Genomic DNA, 23,678 nt, shown 5'->3' on the forward strand with positions numbered 1-23,678 from the left:
TACTATCCCTGCGTAAGGCCTTCAGTCCTGGGCGGTAGGCTCGACACCTATAGCCGAAATGGAACGACGACCGCTTGAATGAAACCTTCGGTCGCCGTTCCGCAACAGGCAAATTTTAGCCCGAACCGTCGTTTCGGCAATTGCCCGTTCGTTGCGCGCATGGTCCGGCCGCCCCCGTGATTCGGGGACGGCCCCGGTGGACTTCAGCGTCCGGAAGTGGCGCTGGGCGCCAAAAGGGACAGAAGGTGGGCCTATGGCTTGACGCCAGGCTGGACGACCTGCTGCTCGACGAGGGTCAGGTGCCCGGGCAGCGAGCCGGCGCGCAGCTGCATGGCGACGCTGTTGGCCTCCTCCAGGGTGAAATTGCCCGAGATCTGAACCGAGCCGCCGGTGATGGGCTCGCGGATCACGGGGGCGGAGATCACCGTGTCGTCAAGCGCGATGGCGATGGGCTTGCCGATATTCTCTTCCGTGAGATGGGCAAAACGCCGCGCGCCGCGTCCGTTGAAGCGGAAGGAGACAACCGAATCCTTCGTCCCGGCGGCGAAGCTTGGCGCGGCATCGCTGATGTCCTCGCCGTCGAGCGTGCTTTCCTTGGCGACCAAATAGGGCCGCTTGTCCTTGAACCCGAGCAAGACCTCCGTGCCCTCGGGCGGCTTGCCGGATTGCGCCTGCTCCGGCGGCATCGATACATCGACCTGGCGGAGGCTGACCTTGACCCTCCGGGCGAAGATCGCGGTGATGGGCTCGGGATCGGTGACGCCGGGCAGGAAGATGCGAATGCGGTCAGTCCCGTCAGGGACGGCGCTGACAAGCTTGATGCCGGCGTCCTTGAGGCGCTGCTCGATCATGGCGATGGAATCTTCGACGAGCTCATGCAGCCGTGCCGCGGATGCGGCATCGGTCGGCGCGAGCCGGACGGCTCCGTCGCCACTATCGGTCACGGAAATGGCATGCGACGGCAGTCCGTCCGCGGCCGCGGCGAGCTTGCGTGCAAGCTGGTCGCGTGCCTTGGCGTCGGCGATCTTCACATCGACGCCACCGTCACGGATCGCGAGATTGGAGAAGGCGATATGGCCGTCGTGCAAGGCCTTGTAGACGTCGTCGCGCAGATCGGTGACAACGCTCTCGCGCAGGGCGTCGCCGTCCACCTTGTAGATGATCCGAGACCCGCCCAGCTTTTCCATCTTGTCGACGACGAAGGCCGCGAGCTTGGCGCGCATCTTGTCGAGCTGGCTATCGGCGAGCGCCGCGCGCGGCGGGACGATCATCGACGCCAAGGCGAAGGCGAGGATCAGCCGTGTGGCGCGGTCCCGCAGGGGCGTGGTCATCATCACCTCAAGTCCATCGGCGGGACGCTGGCAGAAGAGTCCAGTGCCTGATCTTGGTACCTGGATCGGCCAGGAAGGTTCAAAAACCGCTCGGGCGAGGTCTATCGCCGTAGCCGGTCGGCGATGGACGAAGGCCAAATCATCCATCATTGTAGTCCCGCCCGGCCGGCCAATCGGCCGGGAGGACCCGCCGCACCAAATGTCAAAAGACAGGCGGCGAGGGACGACCTGAGGGAGGACGGAATTCCATGGCGGGCATCCACACGCTCGATCGGCTTATTGGCGACAACTATCCGGAGTTCTTGACGGACGAGGAGGTCCGGGCCTTCGAGCAGGTCCCTTATGCCGACCGGGTCGCGGCCGAGAGCACCTATGACGCCATCAGGCTTGGGGCCGCACGCAACCCCGACGGCGCGGTGATCCAGTTTCTGCAAAATGCCGATCCTGCCGACCCGGCTGTCGTGGTCACCTACCGCGATTTCATCGCGCGGGTCACGCAGGCGGCCAACATGTTTCACGCGCTCGGTGCGGAGAAGGGCGATGTGATCTCGTTCATGTTGCCGCTGTTGCCCGATGCCTTCGTGACGCTGTTCGGGGCCGAAGCCGCGGGCATCGCCAATCCCGTCAACCCGCTGCTCGAGCCGCATCAGATCGCGGAAATCCTGGAAGCGGCGAACACGAAGATCCTGGTGGCGCTTGGGCCGATGCCGGGTACCGACATCTGGCAGAAGGTCGAGCAGATCCGCCCGCAGCTCAAGCACCTCAAGGCGATCGTGCAGGTGGCTGGCGGCGGCGATCCGGACAAGGGCATCTTTGCGTTCAACGATCTGGTCAAGCAGCAGCCGGCGGACCGGCTTGTCAGCGGGCGCAAGATTCTCGGCAGCGACATCGCCGCCTATTTCCACACCGGCGGCACGACAGGCACGCCAAAGCTGGTGCGGCACACCCATGCCAACCAAGTCTATCAGGCCTGGGCGCTGAACCTGCTGCTGAAAGCGAAGCCCGGCGCCAACCTGCTGTTTGGCATGCCGCTGTTTCATGTCGGCGGATCACTGACGCAGGTCCTCGGAACACTGTCAGCCGGCGGCTCGCTGGTCGTGCTGTCGCCGAGCGGCTGGCGTAATCCCAACGCCGTGAAGAACATCTGGGGCCTGGTCGAGCGCTTCAGGCCTGAGGCCCTGTCCAGCGTGCCGACGGTGCTCGCCGCAACACTCGCGGTGCCGCCGGGAAATGCCGACATCTCCAGTTTGAAATATGCCGCCGGCGGCGGCTCGGCGATCCCTGTCGCGGTGGGATCTGCGATCCAGGACAAACTCAAGCTGCCGGTCGTCGAAGTCTACGGCATGACAGAGACCTCGAGCGTGCATACGCTGGCCTATCCGTCACGGCCGATCCGGCTCGGCTCGGTCGGCCTTCCCATGCCGTATTCCCGCGTGCGTATTGTGCAGCTGGATGCCGACGGCAATTTGATCCGCGACTGCAAGGTGGACGAGATCGGCGTCGTCATCATGGCCGGCCCCGGCGTGTTCGGCGGCTATCTCAATGAGGCCCACAACAATGGCGCCTTCGTTGACAAGATCTGGGTCAATTCCGGCGACCTCGGCCGGTTGGACGCCGCCGGTTATCTCTGGATCACCGGGCGCGCCAAGGACCTCGTCATCCGTGGCGGTCACAATATCGATCCGGCTCCGATCGAGGAGATCATGTTCCGCCATCCCGCCGTCGGCTTTGCCGCGGTGGTCGGTCAGCCCGATGCCTATGCCGGCGAGCTGCCGGTCGGTTACGTGCAGTTGAAGCCCGGCGCGTCCGTCGAGCCGGGCGAGCTCGAAGCGTGGGTGCGCGAGCGCACGCCGGAGCGCGCCGCCGTTCCGGTCCAGGTCATTCCGATCGACCCGATGCCGGTGACCGGCGTCGGCAAGGTCTTCAAGCCACAATTGCGCTGGGACGCGGCGCAGCGCGTGTTCACCAACGTGCTGCGGCCACTCGTCGAGCGCGGTATCGACTGCAAGGTGAAAGTCGGCGCCCATGGCAGCCACGGCTCGATCGCGACGGTGACACTGACGGGCTTGCCGGCCGACCAGCGCGACAGCGTCGCCGGCGAGGTGCACACGCTGCTCGCGCCGTTCGTGATGCGGCACGAGGTGGTACAGGTGTAGCCTCGCCCACGCGGCAGACGTTTTACGCCGGCATCGCGGTTTCAATCAGGCGCACCCAGAATGAGGCGCCGTGGCCGAGGATGTTGTCGTTGAAGACGTAGGCCGGGTGGTGGCACGCAGGGCTCTCGCCCATGCCCACCAGCACCATGGCGCCGGGGCGCTCTTGCAGCATGAAGGAGAAATCCTCCGCGCCCATCATCGGGATGAGCTTGTCGTTGACGCGCTCGGCGCCGACGATGTCGCGGGCGACGTCGGCGGCGATGCCGGCCTCGCGCGCATGATTGAAGGTCACCGGATACATCCGCGTGTACTTCGTCTCCGCCGAGCCGCCATAGGCGCGAGCGACGCTGTCGGCGACTTCGCCGATCCGGCGCTCGACGAGATCGCGCACCTCGGGATCGAGCGTGCGCACGGTGCCGCAGAGCTCGGCGGTCTCCGGGATGATGTTGAAAGCGGTGCCGGCGTGGAATTGCGTGATCGAGACCACCGCCGACTGCAGCGGATTGACGTTGCGGGCGACGATCGATTGCAGCGCGCCCACGATCTGCGAGCCGATCAGGACGCTGTCGATGGCCTGGTGCGGGGTGGCGCCGGCATGGCCGCCCTTGCCGCGAACGGTGATCTGGATGTTGTCGGAGGAGGCGAGCATCGGGCCCGGCGTGGTGGCGAAATGGCCTTCGGCGAGACCCGGCATGTTGTGCATGCCGTAGACCTGGTCGATGTTCCAGCGCGTCATCAGCCCGTCCTCGACCATGGCCTTGCCGCCGCCGCCGCCTTCCTCGGCGGGCTGGAAGATCATGACCGCAGTGCCGTCGAAATTGCGCGTCTCGGCGAGGTACTTTGCCGCGCCCAGCAGCATCGCGGTGTGGCCGTCGTGACCGCAGGCGTGCATTTTGCCCGGGATCTTCGAGGCGTAGGGCACCTCGGCGGTTTCCATGATCGGCAGCGCGTCCATGTCGGCGCGCAGGCCGATGGCCTTGCCTGAGGCGGACTTGCGACCACGGATCACGCCGACGACCCCGGTGCGGCCGATGCCCGTCACCACCTCGTCGCAGCCGAACTCGCGCAATTTGTCGGCGACAATGCCAGCCGTGCGGTGGACCTCGTAAAGCAGCTCCGGGTTCTCGTGAAAGTCATGGCGCCAGGCGGCCATTTCGTCGGAGAGGGCGGCGATGCGGTTGACGATGGGCATGAGTGTTGGGTCCGTTTCTTCTTGGTGGGGCCAATCAGCGCAGCGTAGCCCGCCGCAAGGGCAGGGCGAAAGGCGGGCCTCCCTCAAAAATTAACTGTCATTCACGGATCTTTGACTGACAGATATTGAAATCTGTCAGCGAGACATGTATATCCGTTCCCGGACGCTCCGGTTGGGCGTCCCGCGGTTATTCCCTTCCCGGAGCCTGAGGTCCGAAATGCCTGCGGATCGGGGCGCGTAATGGGTGGGAACCGCGGACGAATGGAGACTTACGACAATGACGACCGAAATCATCAACTTCACCGGCACGATTGGGCATTGGCTCAATTTGCTGGTTGCGCGCCAGATCGCGGCGCAAGCTGCAAAACTGCCTCATTAGGGCGAGAGCTTTCCGAAACGACCGGTCAAGGGCGCTTCGGTAAGCATCCTTCGCCGGGGAACTGGACCCTGAACGGGAACATGGTGCTGGCATGAACGAAGCTGTTGTCTTGACGCCGGAGCGAATCCTCGAAGTGACCGAGGACGTGTTGCGGCGCTACGGACTTGCCAAGGCCACCGTGGTCGACGTTGCCCGTGCGCTCGATGTGAGCCACGGCAGCGTCTATCGCCACTTCCCAAGCAAGGCTTCGCTGCGCGAGGCCGTCGCCAAACGCTGGCTCGACCGGATCGACGCGCCGCTGCTGGCGATCGCCAATGAGCAGGGGCCGGCGCCCGACAGGCTCGACCGCTGGCTGCGCACGCTGTTCGCGGCCAAGCGCTCCCGTGTGCTCGAGGACCCCGAGATGTTCGAGACCTATCTGACGCTGGCGCGCGAAGCGTGCGCGGCCGTCAAGTGCCACAAGGACACCATGATCGACCAGATCGCGGCGATACTGGCCGACGGTGTCAAGCAGGGCGAGTTCGCCGTGGACGACGTCAAGACGACGGCGCGCGCGCTGTTCGACGCGACCTGCCGCTTCCATCATCCAGCCCATGCCGACGAGTGGAAGGATGCCGATCTGCCGGCGCGCGTGGACGCCACCCTCGCGCTGCTGCTGCGCGGGTTGAAGGCCTGCTAGACCGCGGTGGCCGTTCGATACACGCGCCGGCCAATCAACTTCTAACCTTGTTGAGAATGACGCCATTGCGGACCGATGGCGTGGACGTACGTGCGCGGAAAGCGCCGTCGGACGATGGGACGACCGGTGGACTCTCCGGATAGGCGCTGATCGCGATTTCGACGTCGTCCTTCGATCGCTTTCGAAGGCGCTCGAATGTCAGTTCCTGATCGAGGGCAGGACAGCGGAAGTGGACCACGGCGGTATCGGGGAGGCGGCAGAGTTCGTCGATGAGATCGCCCACCGTGATGACGGGGGGATGGGCGACTGCCTTGTGATGACCCTTACTCATGACTTCTACTCCTTCACCCTGCTAACTGGAACACAATAGCCTCCGTTCCTATCCGCTTGGCAGAATGAGAAATTTCATCTCATTCGAGGCATTGCGGCAGGGCCGCTGCTAAATCCGCGTCAACTCGCAAGCCGCGGCAAGCGGCACCAGCTGCGCGTCCGTGCGCGCGCCGGTCTTGGTCTTGATCAGATAGTGGTAGTTCTGGACAGTTCTGAAGCACGGGGCGCATGCGATCACCCCAAAGTTTGATAAGCTCAGCCTAACAACGCCGCCGCGCCTTGCCAATTGCAGGGATTGGGCGCGATTGCAGCTCGGGCAAATTTCCTAAGCCCGATTGGGCATCGCTCTTTGGACCTGCAGCGGCGGCTTTGATCTGATCGGGGTGGAAACGTCGCAGGCCAATCCCTGCAAGGTGAGGAGCGGTGCAGCATGAGTTCGATGACGATTGGACCGATCGCGGGCTCGACTGCCGACCCATCCGAGCGCAGCGCTCTGCTGTTCTGGATGATCTTCACGGGACTGTCGATCTTCGCCGTGGTGCTGCTGTGGCGTTTCGGCCTGATCCATCTGATGCTCACATCAGACCGGACCTACATTTCGAGCGTGATCGCGGCGCTCTATCTCGTCACCTGCGGTCACTGCTTCCTGCGCACGCGAGCGATTGCCCGTGAAGGTGCGGCGGCCCGGCGCTGCCGCGCGGTGCTGGCGGCGCCCGAGGGCAGCAAGGTGCTCGATGCGCGCGCCACCGCGCTGCCGCGCGGGCTGGTGCGCGATCACATCGAAAGCCTGGTGACGAAAGCGGCGGCGCAGGATTACCGTCCGGTCGACCAGACGCTGCTGCTGCGGACGCTCGCGGACCGCCTGCGCGGCTCCAACGGGTTCGGTGCGTTCGTCTCCGACACGCTGATGAAGCTCGGCCTGCTCGGCACCATCATCGGCTTCATCATCATGCTGGCGCCGATCGCGGGACTGGACGCCGCCGACAAGGTCGCGATGCGCTCCTCGATGGGACTGATGAGCGACGGCATGGCGGTCGCGATGTACACGACGCTCGCGGGCCTCGTCGGCTCCATCCTGGTCCGGATCCAGTACTACATGCTCGATGCCGCGACCCAGCGGGTGTTCTCGGATGCGGTGGTGCTGACCGAGACCTATGTGACGCCGGTTCTCGAGCGTAAAGGTGCTGGAACGCATGATGGATGATTTCGGCCTCTATCCGCGCGAGGAACCGTTCGATCCCCTGGGCGTGATGCTGTTCAAGGCGCTTCAGGTGGTCGCCTTCCTGTTCTTCCTCGCGCTGCTTGCGGTCTCTCCCGATGCCAAGGACGGCAAGATCGACTCCAAGGCCGAGTTCATGATCACGCTGGATTGGCCGGACAATCATCCTGACGATCTCGACCTGTTCGTGCAGGATCCCGCCGGCAACATCGCCTGGTATCGCCACCGGGAGGCCGGCTTCCTCACGCTCGACCGCGACGACCGGGGCGGGGCCAACGACTTCATCATGGTCAATGGTAGGAAGATCGCTTCCCCCATCCGTGAGGAGATCGTCACGCTGCGCGGAATCGTCCCCGGCGAATACACCGTCAACGTCTCGCACTTCGTGGCCACGACCGGCGAGCCCGTGACGGCCAATGTGAAGGTGCAGAAGCTCAATCCGACCGCGCAGGTGGTCTTCGACAACAAGTTCACGCTCGACCACACCGGTGACGAGAAGACCGCGGTGCGGTTCCGGCTCGATGCCGAGGGCAAGGTTATCGATGTGAGCCAGCGGCCGAAATCGCTGATGGAGACCTTCCGCAGCACCTGGCGCAATGGCGCCGATATCGACCCGAACACGCGGGTAAGGGTGCGCCGTGAGTAATCAGCAGACGGTCATCCTCTCGCTGTCGGTCGCCTATGCCGTGATCGGCGCGCTGCTGCTGGTCGTGCTGGTCTATGCACGGCTGCACTGGTCGCTGAAGGCGGTCGCCGTCGTCGTGACCAGCGCCTTCTACGTCGTCAGCTTCACGGACATGCGCGGGTTGCTCGGCTGGGCCAGCACGGACAGGCTCCCTGCGTCCTTCAAGCTGCTGGCGGCGCGGATCGTCGAGCCGCATTCGCTGGAGGGCGATCCCGGTTCGATCTATCTTTGGGTGGAGGAACTCGATGCGGATCATCGTCCGAGCGGCATTCCACGGGCCTTCCGCGTCCCCTACAACGAAACCCTGGCCGACAAGACCCATGCGGCGGAGAACGAGATCGCGGCGGGCCATCCGCAAGGCGGGCGTGCGGCGGACTTTGGCGGCGGCGAGGGCAGCTTGGTCGACATGGTCAGGGAGTATGTGACGCCCAAGGCCATCCTCGAGACCAACGGCGGCGATTCCTCGACCGGGGAGTTCAATGCCCCGCCATCGGGCGCGCAAGGCGCCGTCTTCACGCCGTTGCCGCCACCTCGGATGCCGCCCAAGGACGAGCAATAGGCTCTTCACCATTGCGGCCGCGTGGAGCTGGTCAACCGCCTTGCGCTGGCGCATCTTGTTGACCTCCCTCAAATTGGCTTTATCGGCTTCCAATAAGACGACCAGGGTGGAGGGTGCGTGCTTCTCGCTGTCTTCTCGGATATCCACGGCAACCGGCAGGCGTTCGAGGCGTGCCTGAAGGTGGCCCGCGCCAGGGCTGCGGAGCGGTTCATCCTGCTCGGCGATTTCGTCGGCTATGGCGCCGACCCGGAATGGGTCGTGGACACCGCCATGGATCTGGTCGCCCATGGTGCCGTGGCCGTGCGCGGCAACCATGACGAAGCCGTCAACACCACCACCGAGAACATGAACAACGAGGCGCAGATCGCGATCGAGTGGACGCGCGGGCGGCTCGATGCGGCACAGCGGCGGTTCCTGGCCGAACTGCCGATGCTGGTGGACGACAGCGATCGGCTGTTCGTGCATTCGGAAGCCTCGAGCCCCAAGCGCTGGCATTATGTCCGCTCGACGGCGGATGCCGCCAGGAGCCTGATCGCAACGCCGGCTCACGTTACGTTCTGCGGCCACATTCATCGGCCCGCGCTCTATTCGATGTCGGTGACGGCGAAGATGACGAGCTTCGTGCCCAAGACCGATGTGCCGGTGCAGCTCCTGCGCGGCCGGCAATGGCTCGCCGTGCTCGGCTCGGTCGGCCAGCCGCGCGATGGCGATCCGTCGGCATCTTTCGTGCTGTTCGACACGGTCTCGTGCCAGATCACCTATTGCCGTGTGCCCTATGACATCGCGAGCGCGGCAAGCAAGATCCGCGAGAACGGCCTGCCGCCCTGGCTCGCCGATCGGCTGTCGCAGGGGCGCTAGAGGCCGATGCCCAAATCCCTGGTCAAATCAGGCGCTGTCATCGACGGCTACACGATCGGCGAATGCGTCCATGCCGGCGGCATGGCGACGCTGTGGACCGTCACCCGTCCCGGCATCGAGGTGCCGCTGCTGATGAAGGTCCCGCGGGCGTCGGAAGGCGAGGACCCCGCGGCGATCGTTTCGTTCGAGATGGAGATGATGATCCTGCCGCGGCTGGCCGGCCCGCACGTGCCGCACTGCTATGGCACCGGCGATTTTGCCCGCCAGGCCTATGCCGTGATCGAGCGCATTCCGGGCACAACGCTCTACAAGCGGCTGCCCGATCTGCCGCTACCTTACGAGGAGGCGCGGCTGCTGGTTGCCAAGATCGCGGCTGCGCTCGCCGATCTGCATCGGCAGAGCGTGATCCATCACGACATCAAGCCAAGCAGCGTCATGTTCCGCGAGAGCGGCGAGGCCGTGCTGATCGACTACGGCCTGTCGCACCACGATCATCTGCCCGACCTGCTGCAGGCGGAGTTTCGTCTGCCTTACGGCACAGCGCCCTACATGGCGCCGGAACGGCTGCTGGGTGTGCGCGACGATCCGCGCAGCGACCTGTTTTCGCTCGGTGTGCTGCTGTACTTCTTCACGACCGGCGAACGCCCGTTCGGGGAGGGCGAGACACTGCGCGCGATGCGGCGGAGGCTGTGGCGCGATCCGCATCCGCCGCGAAGCTTGCGCGCCGACTATCCGCCCTGGCTCCAGGAAGTGGTGCTGCGGTGTCTCGAGATCGAGCCGGTCCGGCGCTACCCGACCGCGACCCAGCTCGCTTTCGATCTCGCCCATCCGAACCAGGTCAGGCTGACTGCGCGGTCGGAGCGGATCAAGCGCGATCCCTTGAGCGTGGCCTGGCGGCGCCGGTTCAACCAGGACGCCATGCAGCCGCGGGCGAAGGCGGATGTTGCCGAGCAGATTGCCTCGAGCCCGATCCTCGCGGTCGCGCTTGACACGGTGGAAGGTGAGCCGGAGCTGAACGAGGCGCTGCGTGTGACCACGGAGCGCATTCTCGCGACGCTGCCGTCAGCTCGGCTTGCCTGCGTCAATGTGCTGAAGCTCAACCGCATCGCCATCGACAAGACGCTGGACGAGCTGGGCTCCAACAAGCATATCGACCGCCTGGTCGCGCTCCGGCATTGGGCGACGCCGCTGAAGCTGGATGAAAGCCGGCTGTCGGTTCACGTGCTGGAGGCGGTCGATCCCGCCACGGCGCTGCTGGAATTCGCCGAGGTCAACCAGGTCGACCATGTCGTCATCGGCGCGCGGCAGAGCTCGTTCAGGCGCACGCTGCTTGGCAGCGTCTCGGCCAAGGTGGCGGCGGAGGCGACCTGCACCGTTACCGTGGTGCGGCCGCCGCGCATGGCTGTTGCCAAACCGGACGCCGGCGTGGTGTGGGGCTAGGAAAGATTCACGCCGCGTGCGCGGTGTGCATCGAACGCTTGCGACGGATCGGCCAGGTGAAGTGCGGGCCGGCCTCGCCGTGATCCGCGCTGCCGCCGAAGTACTGAATGATCTCGCGGCAGGGCTCGCAGTTGAAGAGGTTACGCGACGCGGACGCCTTGGTCATTTCCTTCAGGCAGTTCGGGCAGTGCGGTTTCATTGGTTGAGTCCGGAAAAGGATTTCAATGCCGGCGCGGTGACCGGAACGAGTGGTCCAGGTCTACAGTCTCGGCGCCCGGATCGTCGCGCATCTTGCCTTCGGTGCGTTCGAGCCGACCGAAGAAATAGTCGAGGTTCGGATGCGGGCGGCGCGGGATGCGGCACCTGCGTTTCGGCTGACGCTTCACGAGGGCGATCTGCATGGCGTCAGCCCGGATAGCGGCGGCGACCGATGACGCGGGTCGAACGCGCCGGGACCTGCACCGGTCCGGCCGATGGGCCGAACACAACGAACGCACAAAAACCGATCCACAACGCCACGCCAGTCCAAACCAGGGTCGTCGTCATGATGTGCTCCTGTCAAATCAGGCAGGAATCACTAGCGATGATTTGCACGAATCAGGGAAGTCCGGAGGAGTACGGATTTAGGTTGCAATTTTAGTCATTGCGCGTCGCAATGCCCGTAAAGGCCGCAGTTTTGCGGGCGTAGCGCCGGTCAGATCGCCTCGCCGCGCGCCGCGAGCGCCGCGTTGCGGATCGCTGCAATATTGTTCTTGTACGCATCCTGCGTGCCGCCCTTGAACACGGACGTGCCGGCGACGAAGGCGTTGGCGCCGGCGGCCGCAAGCGCGCCGGCGACATCGGGGCCGACACCGCCATCGACCTCGATATCGATCGGACGCCCCGCCGTCATCGCACGAATGTCGCGGATCTTGCCGATGGCGGAGGGGATGAAGGCCTGGCCGCCGAAGCCGGGATTGACCGACATCACCAGCACGAGATCGACCAGGTCGAGCACGTATTCGAGCACGCTGATCGGCGTGCCCGGATTGAGCGAGACGCCCGCCTTCTTGCCGAGCGCCCGAATGGCCTGGAGCGAGCGGTGCAAATGCGGACCTGCCTCGGCATGCACGGTGATGTGGTCACAGCCGGCCTTGGCGAAGGCCTCCAGATAGGGATCGCAGGGCGAGATCATCAGATGCGCATCGAACACCTTCCTGGTGTGCGGGCGCATCGCCTTGATGATGTCAGGGCCGTAGGAGATGTTGGGCACGAAGTGCCCGTCCATCACGTCGAGATGGATCCAGTCGGCGCCGGCAGCATCCACCGCGCGGACCTCCTCGCCGAGCTTCGAGAAATCCGAGGCCAGGATCGAGGGCGCGATGGCCAGGGGGCGGGGGGCGAAGGCTTGAATCATGGCGCTGTTTCCCGGGGCGGCATGGGGGGTGTTGGCCTCGCCTAACATGGGCCTCCCGGCCGGGCAATGCAGGGAGGTTGAGCTTCCTGTGGGCGGAAATTTCTGCCGCCAGCGGGCATGAATTGCCGATGTTCCCGCACCCCGCAAAGCCCGGCGGATATGGATTTCATTGAGCTTTTCGCGCTGGCACGTCGCTTGCTGACCTCACGGCCAGAACATTGGCCGCGGCATGCCGCATGGTTTGGAGTTGTGCAATGTTGTTTGCGCTTGGTGCCGTCTCGACTGCGCTTGATGCCATTCAATCGCTGACGAGCTCGAAATCGTCCTCGACGCCGCAGACTGGCTCGTCGCAAGGCGCGGCCAACCCATTCGTGATCGACAGCAGCACCAGCAGCACGTCAAGCAATGCAGCTCCGTCGGCGAATCCTGGCCATTATCCGCAGATCTCGCCGGAGACGATGAATGCGCTGTTCGCCGCGCAAAGCCAGTCGACGGACCAGTCCGCCAGCACGGGCAACGCGACTTCGACCAGCCGCGACGCAGCGCTGAAGGACCTGTTCTCGCAGATCGACGCCAATGGCGACGGCAAGATCACCCAATCGGAGTTCGAGAACGCGCTCGGCGCCGGCGGCACCAATCTGGCGCAGGCCGACGACGTGTTCTCCAAGCTCGATACCAATTCGGACGGCGGCGTCAGCCTGGACGAGATGTCCAAGGCGCTGAAGGGCGCCGGCCATCATGGCGGCCACCACCATGCGCACGCGCCGAGCGGCTCGGGCGGTGCGTCGGGCAACGGCTCGGATTCCTCGTCATCGCCGAGCGGCGGGTCGACCTCGACCACCACGACCGCCGCCGACGGCTCGACCACCACAACCGTCACCTATGCTGACGGTTTCAAGATGACGACAGTGGTGCCGGGCGCCTCCAGCGCCAATTCGCCCTATGACTGGTTCGGCCAGATGATGCAGCGCCAGGCCCAGACCGCGGCCGGTTCCGCGGCTTCGTCGATGTCCATGAGCGTGTAAGGGGCGCATCCGCTGTCATGCCCCGGCTTGCCGTCTTCGCTGAAGCTTCGCCGGCCGAGCTCCTTGTAGGCCCGGCGTAGCCTAGCGGAGCCGGGGCCGGGGCATCCAGTACGCCGCGGCCTCTCATTCAATCGCAATCGTCTTTGGAATAATGCATCGCCCGGTCTTCGCCGGGCGATGCCACCCGACGTGGGGAGAGAGGCGCTCTCGTTACACTCCGAACCGATCCTTCCACGCGGGCTGCGCGCCCGGGAACGGCAGCGCGGTCGCGTTGTAGACGCCGCGGGCGATGGCGCGGGCAACCACATTGGCGGCGACCATGCCGAGCTCGGTGAGGCCGACGATCGGATCAATCGGCTTTGCGCAGGTTGCGGCGGCGAGCAGCACGTCACCATCGGTCGGAGCATGCACCGGATAGATCGCACGCGCAAAGCCGGTATGCGCAATCATCGCCAACCGCTTGGCCTGGGGCTTGCTCAGCACTGCATCGGTGACGACGGCGCCGATGGTGGTGTTCTCGCGCTCGGTTGCGGCGGGGCCGCCCTTGATGCGCAGCTTGAGCATGTCGTCGGTGAACTTGTCGGGCCATCCGCGGCCACCGAACTCGCCGCCAAGCTCGAACGGCGCCGCCCAGAACCAGGGTCCGTCGCCGACCGTGGCGCTGCCGACGGCGTTGACGGCGATGAGCGCCGCGACCTTGACGCCGCTGCTGGTGACGGCGGATGCCGAGCCGAGGCCGCCCTTGAACGTCGCTGTGGTGGCGCCAAAGCCGGCGCCGACGCTGCCGAGCGCAAACTCGCTCCCGGCTGAGGCGGCTGCGGCATAGCCGAGATCGCGATAGGGCGCGAAGCGGCCCCAGGCCTTGTCGCCGCCGTTGAGCAGATCGAACAGGATGGCGCCCGGCACGATCGGGATCAGGGCCTCGCGGACGCGGAAGCCACGGCCCTGCTCGGCAAGCCAGGCCTGGATGCCGCCGCCGGTCTCGATGCCGAAGGCAGAGCCGCCGGACAGCGCGATCGCGTCGACGCGCTCGACGGTATTGGCGAGGCCAAGCAGCGCGTCCTCGCGCGTGCCGGGTCCGCCGCCGCGGATGTCGATCGCCGCGACCGCCGGCTGATCGAACACGATGGCCGTTGCGCCCGAGGCAAGTTTTGCGTCATCGGCATGACCGACGCGGACGCCGGCAATATCGGTGAGCAGGTTTTTCAAGGACGGCACTCCCATGCAGCTGGCACGGTCCCAGCGATAGCGTACGCGAGCGGCGGGCTCAACTCGCGAGCGCGGTCCTGAGCATCTTGGCGAGCTCCGACTTGCGGTAAGGCTTGGCCAGCAGCAGCACGCCGGAATCGAGCCGGCCGTGATGGACGATGGCGTTTTCCGTGTAGCCCGAGGTGAACAGCGTCTTCAGCTGCGGTCGCCGCCGTGTCGCCTCATCGGCGAGCTGGCGGCCGTTCATGTTGCCGGGCATGATGATGTCGGTGAAGAGCAGGTCGATGTCCTTGTCGGCATCGATGATGACCAGGGCTTCGGCGGCGTTGGCGGCCTCGAGCGCGGCATAGCCGAGGCTCTTGACCTGGGTCACGACATATTGCCGCACCAGCGCGTCGTCCTCGACGATCAGGACCTTCTCGTTACCGCCGGTGATGGGCACGTTCTGAGGCTGTTCGTACTCGGTCTCCTGCATGCCGGTGGACCGCGGCAGGTAGATCTTCACGCTCGTGCCGTGGCCTTCCTCGCTGTAGATATTGATGTGGCCGCCGGACTGCTTGACGAAGCCGAACACCATGCTGAGGCCAAGGCCCGTGCCCTTGCCGACCTCCTTGGTGGTGAAGAACGGATCGAACACCCGCTCGAGCAGCGCGGCCGGAATGCCCGAGCCGGTGTCGCTGACCGCGATCATCACGTAATTGCCGGCGACGACATCGGGATTCATGCTGGCGTAGCCGTCGTCGAGGAAGATGTTGCGGGTCTCCAGCACCAGGGTGCCGCCATCGGGCATGGCGTCGCGCGCGTTCAGGGCGAGATTGAGGATCGCAGTCGAAAGCTGGCCTGGATCGACCAGAGTAGGCCAGGCGTCTTCGGTAAGCTGCGGCATGATCGTGATCTGCTCGCCGAGCGTCGGATGCAGCAGCTTTGCGGCCTCCAGCACCAGCGCATTGACGTCGATCTCGCGGGGCTGGAGCGGCTGTTTGCGGGCGAAGGCGAGCAGATGCTTGGTCAGCTGCGCACCGCGCTCGGCGGCGTCGTCGATCAGCTTGGTGATGGCGGCAAGCTCGGGCCGGTCGGCGACCGCATCCGACAAAATGCCGATCGTGCCGGTGATGACGGTGAGCACGTTGTTGAAGTCGTGGGCGACGCCGCCGGTCAGCTGGCCGATGGAATCCATCTTCTGGACCTGCCGCAGCTGGGCTTCTGCGGCTTGCTTGTCGGTGAGGTCGCGGCCGATGAAGAAATGGCGCTTGACGGGCTCCGACCAGTTTCCGACCCAGTTCAGCGAGACCTCGTGCCCGTCATAGTGGTAATAGCGCGCCTCGAAGCTGCGCTTGGTCTGACCGCGCCGCGCAGCGCGCATCTCTTCGCGCGTCCTGTCCAGATCGTCGGGATGGATGAATTCGATCGCGCTGTGCCCGATCATGTCCTCCGGGTTGAAGCCGAGAATGTCCTTCACGCTCGGGCTGACCTGGATGAAATTACCGTACCCGTCGGTGACCAGGATCAGGTCCTGCGAGGTCTCGAAGATGCGCTCGCGCTCCTCGATCTCGCGGCGCAGCTTCTCCCGCGCCTGCTTCTCCTCAGTGATGTCGTGGGCAATCTTGGAGGCGCCGATGATCTCGCCATTGTCGGATCGCAGCGGCGAGACGTTCAGGACGACGTCGATCTGCCGGCCGTCCTTGTGGATGCGAACGGTCTCGTGCTGGGCGATCGACTCGTTGCTGCTGATGCGGTTGAGAAGACCCCTGGCTTCGGCCCTACGGTCCTCCGGCACCACGAGATCAATCGATCGGCCGATGGCTTCATTGGCTGAATAGCCGAACAGACGCTCGGCAGCTCTGTTCCAGCCCGTGATGCGGCCGTCGAGCGATTCGGTGATGATGGCATCGTTGGAGGATTCGACCACGGCGCCATAGAGCGCGAGACGCTTGCCGTAATAGTCGCGCTCGAAGGCCGATTGCTCGCGCAGCCGGCCGACAAGGCCCATCGTGCTCGCCTGCAGGCGGACGTTCTCGATCAGGAGCACGGCGAGCACGAAGCTCGCGGCGAATAGGCCGTAGATGCGGCCGGCGTAGAAGCCGAGGTCGTAGCGGGCGACATTGACGATCGCCGACAGCGCGATGTCGAACAGCCAGGCGCACATCGTGACCATCAGCCAGATGTCGATCACCGTATGCGGCCTGCGGAGCCAGAGCGTGATCAGCGCCGCGAAGCTCAAGGACCAGACAAAAGACACCACGCCGATCATGGCGGTGGTGTAGCGGCCGTCCCTCAGCAGGACCGGCAGCAAATCGTGCCGCGCCGTGACGATCCAACCGATGACGATCATCGCGACAATGACGCCGAGCACGGCGACCACGATCGACCGCTGCGTCGGTCCCTCGATCTTGTTGCCGCCGTTGCCGTCCTTCAACCAGCCATAGGCCAGCACGAACAACGGGAATCCACTGTGCCAGATCATGTAGAGCCAGACCGTGGTCTGGGTGCCGGCGCCCAGCAATCCCGTCGGCGCGAACAGTCCGGGGAAGGTGAGGGCGTGTGTCACCGCCGCCGCTGCGGTGAACAGATACCCTGTCGACAGCAGCAGCAACGCGCGGCTGCGCAGGACCGAGAATTGCGACAGCAGCAGAACAGCGGTAATGATATCGCTGACGGCCAGCGCCGACTGGTAGCTGGCCACGAAGGCCGGCATCTGGACCAGGGGAGTCCCCGCGAAGGGGACAGCCAGCGCGAACAGGATCGCGGAGATCCCGACGATCGCCAACGCTGCGGTGCGATCGCTCTGCATGGCCGGCAAGGTCGAAAGGAATGTGCTTCGGTCGTTTCTGGCGTGCACGTTGACCTCTCGTAGGGACAGCATGGGTAGTCCACGTGACTTGATCGGCCGGCCGCCTCGGGTACTGGCCCTGGCGTCTCGGCCCTGGCCTCCATGGTAACCCGCTCTGGACGCGTGTCCCGAGGGGATATGCCCACGACTCAACCGAGGGTTACAGCTTACTTAACTCGGACGGGGAATCGGAATAGGAAATCGGTAAGGTTGGCTTTACTGGACGGGGTCATACTGCCTTGCCGTGCGTCGCCGTTTGAATTGAACCAATTAATGATGCGAATCCGGGAGTTGTTCCCATGCCCCGTGTCCTTGTTGTGGATGACCAGAAGGACGTCCGCGCCATGGTCTCGATCGTCCTTCGGGTCAACCAATTTGACGTGGTTGAAGCCGAGAGCGGTGTGGCTGGCCTCAAGACCTTTGGCGAAGAGGCTTTCGACGCGGCCATTGTCGACATCTTCCTGACCGACATCAGCGGTATCGAGGTCATGGCCGCCATTCGCGAGCGTGTTCCCGGATTTCCGATTGTGGCGGTATCGGGGATGACGACACTGGATTTCATCAGTGAGGCGCCGGGTCTCGCCGGCGTGATCTGCGTGCAAAAGCCGTTTCGGCCGAACGGTCTGCTGCAAGCGCTCCGGAAGGCGCAGACAGCGGCTGGCGGCGAATTGTCTGCTGCCGTTTGACCGGCTTGCGAAAACAAAACGCCCCGGCGAACCGGGGCGTTGACGTCAAGCTGTTAAAAGTCCAGGCGCCCTGTCTTACGTGCCGTTGGCGTTGAGCTCGGCGTAGCCGCCCTTGGCGTCCCACTTGTAGACGACATAGTCGATCTGCTTGATGTCGCCCTTGGCGTCATATTCGAGCGGCCCAAGCACCGTGTCCCACTTGCCGGCCTTGATGGTCTCCATGACCTTCTTGGCATCGGTGGTGCCGGCCTTCTTGACCGCCTGCGACCAGACCTGCATCGCGGCATAGTGTAGAGCGTGTAACCTTCCGGATCGATGCCCTTGGCCTTGAAGGCCTCGACGATCTTCTTCGCGCTCGGCTTGTTGCGCGGATCGGGACCGAAGGTGAACAGCGTGCCTTCGCCGGCCGGGCCCGTGATCGAGGCGTATTCCTTGTCGGCCAGCGCGTCGCCCGACATCAGGATCGTCTTCATGCCCTGGTCGCGCATCTGGCGCAGGATCAGGCCTGCCTCCTGATGATAGCCGCCGACATAGACGAGGTCGATGTTCTCCTTCTTCAGGCGCGAGACGATCGCGTTGAAGTCCTTGTCGCCCTTGTTGTAGGACTCATTGAGCTTCTCGGTAATGCCGGCTTTGTTGAGCGCCTTCTTGGTCTCATCCGCCAGACCCTTGCCGTAGGTGGTCTTGTCGTTGAGAATCGCGACGTTCTTGCCCTTGAAGTTCTTCGCGATGTACTGCGCGGCGATCAGGCCCTGTTGATCGTCTCGGCCGCAGACGCGCGCCACGTTCCAGAGCTTGCGCTCGGTGAACAGCGGGTTGGTCGAGGCGGGTGTGATCTGGAGGACGTTACCGTCGGCATAGGCTTCCGAAGCCGGGATCGACGACGACGAGCAGAAGTGGCCGGCGACGAACGGGATCTTCGCGCCCGCGATCTTTTCGGCAACCGAGCGGGCTTGCTTGGGATCGCAGGCATCGTCCTCGGCATCGAGGACCAGCTTCTTGCCGGCAACGCCGCCGGCGGCATTGAGGTCGGCCACCGCCAGGTCGGCGCCGTTCTTCATCTGGCGGCCGAAGGCGGATTCGGTGCCGGTCATCGGGCCCGCGACTGCAATGGTGAGGTCGTCTGCGAACGCCGCCGTTGACAGCGCAACGGAAGCGCCGAATGCCAGACCGATGAGTTTCAGTGATTTCATGAGATACCTCGCGGGTGATCGTCTGTGGGAGTTGCCGGGCAAGCCCGGTTCAAACCGGCGCCATTGTTCAATGAATTTTTCGAGAAGTCACCGGCAAAATACGGGCAGTTGCAAAGATATCTCGCCGTATTCGGCGGGCGCGCCAGGGCCGTCAGGCGTGCCGGCCGCCTTCCAGGTAGGCCGCGCGAATCTCGGGGCGCTGCAGCAACTCGGCGCCGGTTCCGGCCAGGGTGATCAGGCCGTTGACCATGACATAGCCGCGGTGGGCGAGTTTCAGTGCATGGTTGGCGTTCTGCTCGACGATGAGGACGGTGAGGCCGTCCTGGCGGTTCAGGGCGCGGATCGCATCGAAGATCTGCCGCGCGATGAGGGGCGCGAGCCCCAGCGAGGGTTCATCGAGCAGCAGCAGGCGCGGGCGGCTCATCAGCGCCCGGCCGATCGCCAGCATCTGCTGCTCGCCGCCCGACAGGGTTCCGCCGCGCTGCATGACGCGTTCCTTCAACCGGGGGAATAGTGCGAACACGCGCTCCCGGGTGCTTTCTCGCTCCGCCTCCGTGCTGTCGGTGACGTCGGCGCCCATCTGCAGGTTTTCCGCGACGCTCATGCGCGGGAAGATGCGGCGGCCCTCCGGCGACTGAGCAATGCGCAAATGCGCGATCTGATGGGTGGGGACAGCGGAGATGTCCTTGCCGTCGAACAGGATCTGGCCGGCGCGGGCGCGCGGCTTGCCGAAGATCGTCATCATCAGCGTCGACTTGCCGGCGCCGTTGGCGCCGATCAGCGCGACGATCTCGCCGGCATTGATCTCGACATCGACGCCCTTGAGAGCCTCGATCTTGCCGTAGGCGGCGCGCAAGCCGCGGATCGCGAGCAAGGGGGTGGCAGCCGTCACGATCCGCTCTCCATCACGGCCGCAGCCTCTTCCTCGTCGGTGCCAAGATAGGCGGCGATCACCTTCGGGTCGTCGCGCACCTCCCGCGGCGTTCCTTGCGCGATCTTCACGCCATGGTCCATCACCACGATGTGGTCCGAGATCTCCATCACCACCGACATATCGTGCTCGATGAGCAGGATCGAGGTGCCGAGCTCGCCGCGGATCGACTGCAACAGCTCGCTCAGCGCGGCGCTCTCGCGTGCATTGAGGCCGGCGGCGGGTTCGTCCAGGCAAAGCAGGGCGGGCTCGGTGCACATCGCGCGCGCGATCTCGAGCCGGCGCTGGTCGCCATAGGCGAGGTTGCCTGCGGCATCGTCGGCGCGGTCGAGCAGGTTGATCCGTTTGAGCCAGTCGGTCGCGAGCGCGATCGCGCGCTTTTCGGCGTCGCGATAGGTGGGGACCCCGATCAGGCCGAGAACCGTGAAGCCCGATGCGAGCATCAAGGTGTTGTGCTGCGCCACCATCAGGTTCTCGAGTGCCGTCATGCCGGGAAACAGGCGGATGTTCTGGAAGGTGCGCGCGACCTTGGCCTGCTTGGCGATGCGGAAATCGTTCAGCCGCTCCAGCGCGGTCTGCCTGCCGTCGTCCTGGGTGAGACGAATGGTACCGCCGGTCGGCTTGTAGAAGCCCGTGATGCAGTTGAAGACCGTGGTCTTGCCCGCGCCGTTCGGTCCGATCAGCGCGGTGATCTGCTTCCGTTCGGCTGCAAACGACAGGTCGTGCACGGCGACGATGCCCCCGAAGCGCATGGTGAGCCCGTCGACACTGAGAATTGGTTCGCCGCTCATCCGTGGCCCTCCTTGACGAGGTCGGAGGAGATCGCCTGCGCCTTGGTCAGATATACGGTCGGCGCGCGATGGCCGATGATGCCACGCGGCCGCCAGATCATGATCAGCACCATCGCCATGCCGAACACCAGCATGCGGTAGGTCTCGAGGCCGCGGAACAGCTCGAAGCCGCCGATCATGGTGAGGGCGGCGAGCGCGACGCCGAGCTGCGAGCCCATGCCGCCGAGCACGACGATGGCGAGCACCAGCGCCGATTCCTGGAAGGTGAACGATTCCGGGCTGATGAAGCCCTGGCGTGTTGCGAAGAACGCACCGGCAAAGCCGCCGAACATCGCGCCGGTGGCGAAGGCCGTGAGCTTGGTGGTCGTGGTGTTGATGCCGAGCGCACGGCAGGCGACCTCGTCCTCGCGCAGCGCTTCCCAGGCGCGGCCGATCGGCAGGCGCCGCAGGCGGATCGTCACCCAATTGGTGAGCAGCGCGAGCGCCAGGATCAGATAGAACAGGAAGACGATGCGATGGGTCGGCGAGTAGTCGATACCGAGCTTGGCGGCGAGCCCGTCATCGCTGTTGTCGAGCGGAATGCCGAACAAGGTGGGGCGGGGAATGCCGGATACGCCGTTGGGTCCGCCGGTCAGACTCTGCCAGTTGAGGATGACGAGCCGGATGATCTCGCCGAAAGCGAGGGTCACGATGGCGAGATAGTCGCCGCGCAGCCGCAGCACCGGAAAGCCGAGCATGACCCCCCAGATCGCGGCGAGCATGCCGGCGAGCGGCAGGCAGACCCAGAACGACCAGCCGAAATTGGTGGCAAGCAGCGCATAGGAATAGGCACCCACCGCGTAGAAGGCGACATAGCCGAGGTCGAGCAGGCCGGCGAGCCCGACCACGACGTTCAGGCCCCAGCCGAGCATCACATAGGTGAGCACGAGGATGGCGAGGTCGAGGATATAGCGCTGATTGTAGAAGATGACGGGCACGAGCAGGGTGAAGACGAGCAGAGCCGGACCCAGGAAGCGGCCCGCCAGTGACAGGCCGCGCTGGACCGGCGCTGGCACGAGCTTTTCCGCGCCGATCGGTCCGAGCCATTGCCGCAGCAGCTCAATGATGATGGAGCCGCCGAACACGAGGCCGACGATGGAGGCGAGATCGCCGAAACGCGTCCACCAGGTCAGCTGCCCGTCGGGGCCGGCCTCAGTGCGGATGCCGATCATCAGCGAGAACAGCACCAGCGCAACGCATGCGCTGAGGAAAGCTTTTTTCAGAATGAACGGAATGCCCGCCGTGCGGCTGGCCTGCATAGTTTCGGTTGAAAGAGCTGTCACGCGAGGGCCCGTCAGACTTTTTCGACTTCGGGCCGGCCAAGCAGGCCGGTCGGCATGAAGATCAGGACGATGATCAGGATCGAGAAGGCGGCGACGTCCTTGTACTCCACCGAGAAATAGGCCGACCAGAAGGTCTCGATCAGGCCGATCGCGAGCCCGCCCAGCACCGCGCCGGGCAGCGAGCCGATGCCGCCCAGCACGGCCGCGGTGAAGGCCTTGATGCCCGCGACGAAGCCCATGTTGAAATCGACCTGGCCGTAATAGAGCAGGTACATCATACCCGCGACCGAGGCGAGCGCCGCGCCGATCACGAAAGTCATGGAAATGGTTCGATCGACGTCGACGCCGAGCAGCGCCGCCATGGTCTGGTCCTGCTCGCAGGCCCGCATGTCGCGGCCGAGCCGTGTCCGCGAGACCAGCCAGGTGAACATGGCCAGCAGCACGATGGTGACCAGCACGACCATGATCTGCATGTTGGAGAGCTGCACCGCAAACCCCTCGGCGCCTTCATGCAGCGTGTAGCCGCCCGTGATGATCGGCGGCACGGGCTTGACGCGGGCGCCCTGCGCGACTTGCGAATAGTTCGTCAGCACGAAGGACATGCCGATCGCCGACAGCATCGGTGCGAGCCGGAAGGAGTGCCGCAGCGGCCGATAGGCGATGCGCTCGACCGTCCAGCCATAGAGTGCGGTGACCGCCATCGCGACCAGCAGGACGAGCAGCAGGATCAGCGGGATCGCAGTCAGACCGAGCGAGACCAGGAGCAGGAAAGTGATCAGTGCGATGAAGCCGCCGATCATGAAGATGTCGCCATGGGCGAAATTGATCATGCCGACGATGCCGTAGACCATCGTGTAGCCGATCGCGATCAGACCGTAGATGGAACCGAGCACGAGGCCGTTGATGAGCTGCTGGGCGAAATAATCCATGGGCTGCCGCTACCGAACCTGACATTGAAAGGGAGCTATTCGAGAGAGTTGCTTGGTTTCTTCTCGGGCCCCGGCAGCCCCGTCTTCTCCCCGTTTTGTAACAGGAGGGAACTGGCGGCTGCAACTGGGGATGCCCGGGCATAAGGGCTTGTACAGAGTTGATTTCGGCTTCGGATGCCGGCTCCCGGTTCCGCACCTGCGAGGAACCGGTTCCGCAAGGCAACCAAAATCCACACCGGCGGTTATCTCTCAACTGACGTCCAACAAGGGAGCTTTCCCCCATGACGAAGCAGCAGAACCAGAATCCGGGCCAGCAGAACCAAAGCCCCGGCCAGCAGCGCCCGGGCCAGCAACCAGGGCAGCAGCAGGGCGGCGGCCAGAAACCCGGACAGCAGCAGCAGCACGATCCGATGCGCCAGGGCGACAAGCCCGGCCAGCAGCAGGGCGGCAAGCAGGACAACAGACTGGATTGACCCCCAGGGAGTAGCGCAACGTGGTCCCGCCGAGAGGCGGGGCCTTTTTTTCGTCTGGCGTCATT

Annotated in this window: 23 protein-coding genes and 2 pseudogenes; 10 read left to right on the plus strand and 15 right to left on the minus strand. The window is 64.7% G+C overall.

Features of this window, described 5'->3' with window-relative positions; genetic code table 11:
• Nucleotides 1-251: 251 nt before the first annotated feature.
• The gene (locus ACNJX9_RS15945; RefSeq protein ID WP_439410069.1) at nucleotides 252-1,331 is read right to left on the minus strand and encodes a SecDF P1 head subdomain-containing protein; all 1,080 of its coding nucleotides are present in this window, start codon (nucleotides 1,329-1,331) and stop codon (nucleotides 252-254) included.
• 248 nt (nucleotides 1,332-1,579) lie between these two features.
• Here ACNJX9_RS15945 and ACNJX9_RS15950 point away from each other — a divergent pair, with 248 nt between their 5' ends.
• The gene (locus ACNJX9_RS15950) at nucleotides 1,580-3,487 is read left to right on the plus strand and encodes an acyl-CoA synthetase (protein ID WP_439409499.1); all 1,908 of its coding nucleotides are present in this window, start codon (nucleotides 1,580-1,582) and stop codon (nucleotides 3,485-3,487) included.
• Between the two features lie 22 nt (nucleotides 3,488-3,509).
• Here ACNJX9_RS15950 and ACNJX9_RS15955 read toward each other — a convergent pair whose 3' ends face one another.
• Nucleotides 3,510-4,679 (minus strand): M20 aminoacylase family protein, encoded by a 1,170-nt coding sequence (locus ACNJX9_RS15955; protein ID WP_057748936.1) that lies wholly within the window; start codon nucleotides 4,677-4,679, stop codon nucleotides 3,510-3,512.
• A 470-nt stretch (nucleotides 4,680-5,149) separates the two neighbouring features.
• Between ACNJX9_RS15955 and ACNJX9_RS15960 the strand changes: the two genes are divergently transcribed.
• A complete protein-coding gene (locus ACNJX9_RS15960; protein WP_057748933.1) occupies nucleotides 5,150-5,737 on the plus strand; it encodes a TetR family transcriptional regulator in 588 nt (195 codons plus the stop codon).
• A 34-nt stretch (nucleotides 5,738-5,771) separates the two neighbouring features.
• Here ACNJX9_RS15960 and ACNJX9_RS15965 read toward each other — a convergent pair whose 3' ends face one another.
• Both ACNJX9_RS15965 and ACNJX9_RS15970 read right to left on the minus strand, forming a co-directional pair.
• Nucleotides 5,772-6,068 carry a hypothetical protein gene (locus ACNJX9_RS15965; RefSeq protein ID WP_057748930.1) on the minus strand — a complete coding sequence of 99 codons (297 nt, stop codon included), beginning with the start codon at nucleotides 6,066-6,068 and terminating at the stop codon, nucleotides 5,772-5,774.
• Nucleotides 6,069-6,176: 108 nt separating this feature from the next.
• Nucleotides 6,177-6,281 (minus strand): annotated as a pseudogene (locus ACNJX9_RS15970) (DNA-binding response regulator); the annotation flags it as partial.
• Between the two features lie 216 nt (nucleotides 6,282-6,497).
• On the opposite strand from ACNJX9_RS15970, the gene ACNJX9_RS15975 reads away from it, so the two are divergent.
• The 5 genes from ACNJX9_RS15975 (at nucleotide 6,498) to ACNJX9_RS15995 (ending at nucleotide 10,828) form a co-directional block, all read left to right on the plus strand.
• Entirely contained in the window at nucleotides 6,498-7,271 is a 774-nt protein-coding gene (locus ACNJX9_RS15975; protein ID WP_439409500.1) for a MotA/TolQ/ExbB proton channel family protein, read from the plus strand.
• The gene (locus tag ACNJX9_RS15980) at nucleotides 7,261-7,932 is read left to right on the plus strand and encodes a hypothetical protein (RefSeq protein WP_439409501.1); all 672 of its coding nucleotides are present in this window, start codon (nucleotides 7,261-7,263) and stop codon (nucleotides 7,930-7,932) included. The genes ACNJX9_RS15975 and ACNJX9_RS15980 overlap by 11 nt, the downstream gene beginning before the upstream one ends.
• Entirely contained in the window at nucleotides 7,925-8,530 is a 606-nt protein-coding gene (locus ACNJX9_RS15985; RefSeq protein ID WP_439409502.1) for a hypothetical protein, read from the plus strand. Before ACNJX9_RS15980 ends, ACNJX9_RS15985 begins: the two co-directional genes overlap by 8 nt.
• A 117-nt stretch (nucleotides 8,531-8,647) precedes the next feature.
• Nucleotides 8,648-9,388, plus strand: coding sequence for a metallophosphoesterase family protein (locus ACNJX9_RS15990; RefSeq protein WP_057748922.1), 741 nt, complete (start codon nucleotides 8,648-8,650; stop codon nucleotides 9,386-9,388).
• Nucleotides 9,389-9,394: 6 nt separating this feature from the next.
• Entirely contained in the window at nucleotides 9,395-10,828 is a 1,434-nt protein-coding gene (locus tag ACNJX9_RS15995; protein WP_057748919.1) for a serine/threonine protein kinase, read from the plus strand.
• Nucleotides 10,829-10,835: 7 nt separating this feature from the next.
• On the opposite strand, the gene ACNJX9_RS16000 is transcribed toward ACNJX9_RS15995, so the two are convergent.
• The 4 genes from ACNJX9_RS16000 to rpe all read right to left on the minus strand — a co-directional run bounded on the left by ACNJX9_RS16000 (nucleotide 10,836) and on the right by rpe (nucleotide 12,224).
• Nucleotides 10,836-11,027 (minus strand): hypothetical protein, encoded by a 192-nt coding sequence (locus ACNJX9_RS16000; protein WP_057748915.1) that lies wholly within the window; start codon nucleotides 11,025-11,027, stop codon nucleotides 10,836-10,838.
• Between the two features lie 22 nt (nucleotides 11,028-11,049).
• Nucleotides 11,050-11,229 carry a hypothetical protein gene (locus ACNJX9_RS16005; RefSeq protein ID WP_057748912.1) on the minus strand — a complete coding sequence of 60 codons (180 nt, stop codon included), beginning with the start codon at nucleotides 11,227-11,229 and terminating at the stop codon, nucleotides 11,050-11,052.
• A gap of 4 nt (nucleotides 11,230-11,233) precedes the next feature.
• Nucleotides 11,234-11,374 (minus strand): hypothetical protein, encoded by a 141-nt coding sequence (locus ACNJX9_RS16010; protein WP_167353985.1) that lies wholly within the window; start codon nucleotides 11,372-11,374, stop codon nucleotides 11,234-11,236.
• A 148-nt stretch (nucleotides 11,375-11,522) separates the two neighbouring features.
• On the minus strand, nucleotides 11,523-12,224 hold the full coding sequence (rpe, locus tag ACNJX9_RS16015) for a ribulose-phosphate 3-epimerase (protein WP_439409503.1): 702 nt from the start codon (nucleotides 12,222-12,224) through the stop codon (nucleotides 11,523-11,525).
• A gap of 254 nt (nucleotides 12,225-12,478) precedes the next feature.
• Between rpe and ACNJX9_RS16020 the strand changes: the two genes are divergently transcribed.
• A complete protein-coding gene (locus tag ACNJX9_RS16020; protein WP_439409504.1) occupies nucleotides 12,479-13,249 on the plus strand; it encodes an EF-hand domain-containing protein in 771 nt (256 codons plus the stop codon).
• 210 nt (nucleotides 13,250-13,459) lie between these two features.
• Here the strand turns inward: ACNJX9_RS16020 and ACNJX9_RS16025 are convergent, their stop codons facing one another.
• Together ACNJX9_RS16025 and ACNJX9_RS16030 are read right to left on the minus strand one after the other, a co-directional pair.
• Nucleotides 13,460-14,458: a P1 family peptidase gene (locus ACNJX9_RS16025; protein ID WP_057748966.1), complete on the minus strand. Its 999-nt coding sequence runs from the start codon at nucleotides 14,456-14,458 to the stop codon at nucleotides 13,460-13,462.
• Nucleotides 14,459-14,516: 58 nt separating this feature from the next.
• On the minus strand, nucleotides 14,517-17,321 hold the full coding sequence (locus ACNJX9_RS16030; protein ID WP_439409505.1) for a PAS domain S-box protein: 2,805 nt from the start codon (nucleotides 17,319-17,321) through the stop codon (nucleotides 14,517-14,519).
• A gap of 266 nt (nucleotides 17,322-17,587) precedes the next feature.
• Between ACNJX9_RS16030 and ACNJX9_RS16035 the strand changes: the two genes are divergently transcribed.
• Nucleotides 17,588-17,974, plus strand: a complete 387-nt coding sequence (locus tag ACNJX9_RS16035; protein WP_439409506.1) for a response regulator — start codon at nucleotides 17,588-17,590, stop codon at nucleotides 17,972-17,974.
• A gap of 75 nt (nucleotides 17,975-18,049) precedes the next feature.
• Here the strand turns inward: ACNJX9_RS16035 and ACNJX9_RS16040 are convergent.
• The 5 genes and pseudogenes from ACNJX9_RS16040 to ACNJX9_RS16060 all read right to left on the minus strand — a co-directional run bounded on the left by ACNJX9_RS16040 (nucleotide 18,050) and on the right by ACNJX9_RS16060 (nucleotide 23,140).
• A pseudogene (locus ACNJX9_RS16040) lies at nucleotides 18,050-19,167 on the minus strand (branched-chain amino acid ABC transporter substrate-binding protein).
• 151 nt (nucleotides 19,168-19,318) lie between these two features.
• A complete protein-coding gene (locus tag ACNJX9_RS16045) occupies nucleotides 19,319-20,059 on the minus strand; it encodes an ABC transporter ATP-binding protein (RefSeq protein WP_057748898.1) in 741 nt (246 codons plus the stop codon).
• Complete coding sequence (locus ACNJX9_RS16050) at nucleotides 20,056-20,889, minus strand: ABC transporter ATP-binding protein (RefSeq protein ID WP_057748894.1); 834 nt, start codon at nucleotides 20,887-20,889, stop codon at nucleotides 20,056-20,058. The genes ACNJX9_RS16045 and ACNJX9_RS16050 overlap by 4 nt, the downstream gene beginning before the upstream one ends.
• The gene (gene livM, locus ACNJX9_RS16055; RefSeq protein ID WP_057748891.1) at nucleotides 20,886-22,211 is read right to left on the minus strand and encodes a high-affinity branched-chain amino acid ABC transporter permease LivM; all 1,326 of its coding nucleotides are present in this window, start codon (nucleotides 22,209-22,211) and stop codon (nucleotides 20,886-20,888) included. The genes ACNJX9_RS16050 and livM overlap by 4 nt, the downstream gene beginning before the upstream one ends.
• Before the next feature lie 11 nt (nucleotides 22,212-22,222).
• Complete coding sequence (locus ACNJX9_RS16060; RefSeq protein WP_057748888.1) at nucleotides 22,223-23,140, minus strand: ABC transporter permease subunit; 918 nt, start codon at nucleotides 23,138-23,140, stop codon at nucleotides 22,223-22,225.
• 281 nt (nucleotides 23,141-23,421) lie between these two features.
• Here ACNJX9_RS16060 and ACNJX9_RS16065 point away from each other — a divergent pair, with 281 nt between their 5' ends.
• On the plus strand, nucleotides 23,422-23,613 hold the full coding sequence (locus ACNJX9_RS16065) for a hypothetical protein (protein ID WP_057748885.1): 192 nt from the start codon (nucleotides 23,422-23,424) through the stop codon (nucleotides 23,611-23,613).
• The last annotated feature ends 65 nt before the right edge of the window (nucleotides 23,614-23,678 follow it).

It is taken from the genome of Bradyrhizobium sp. BLXBL-03 (assembly GCF_051853015.1).
GTDB classification, from domain to species: Bacteria; Pseudomonadota; Alphaproteobacteria; order Rhizobiales; family Xanthobacteraceae; genus Bradyrhizobium; species Bradyrhizobium manausense.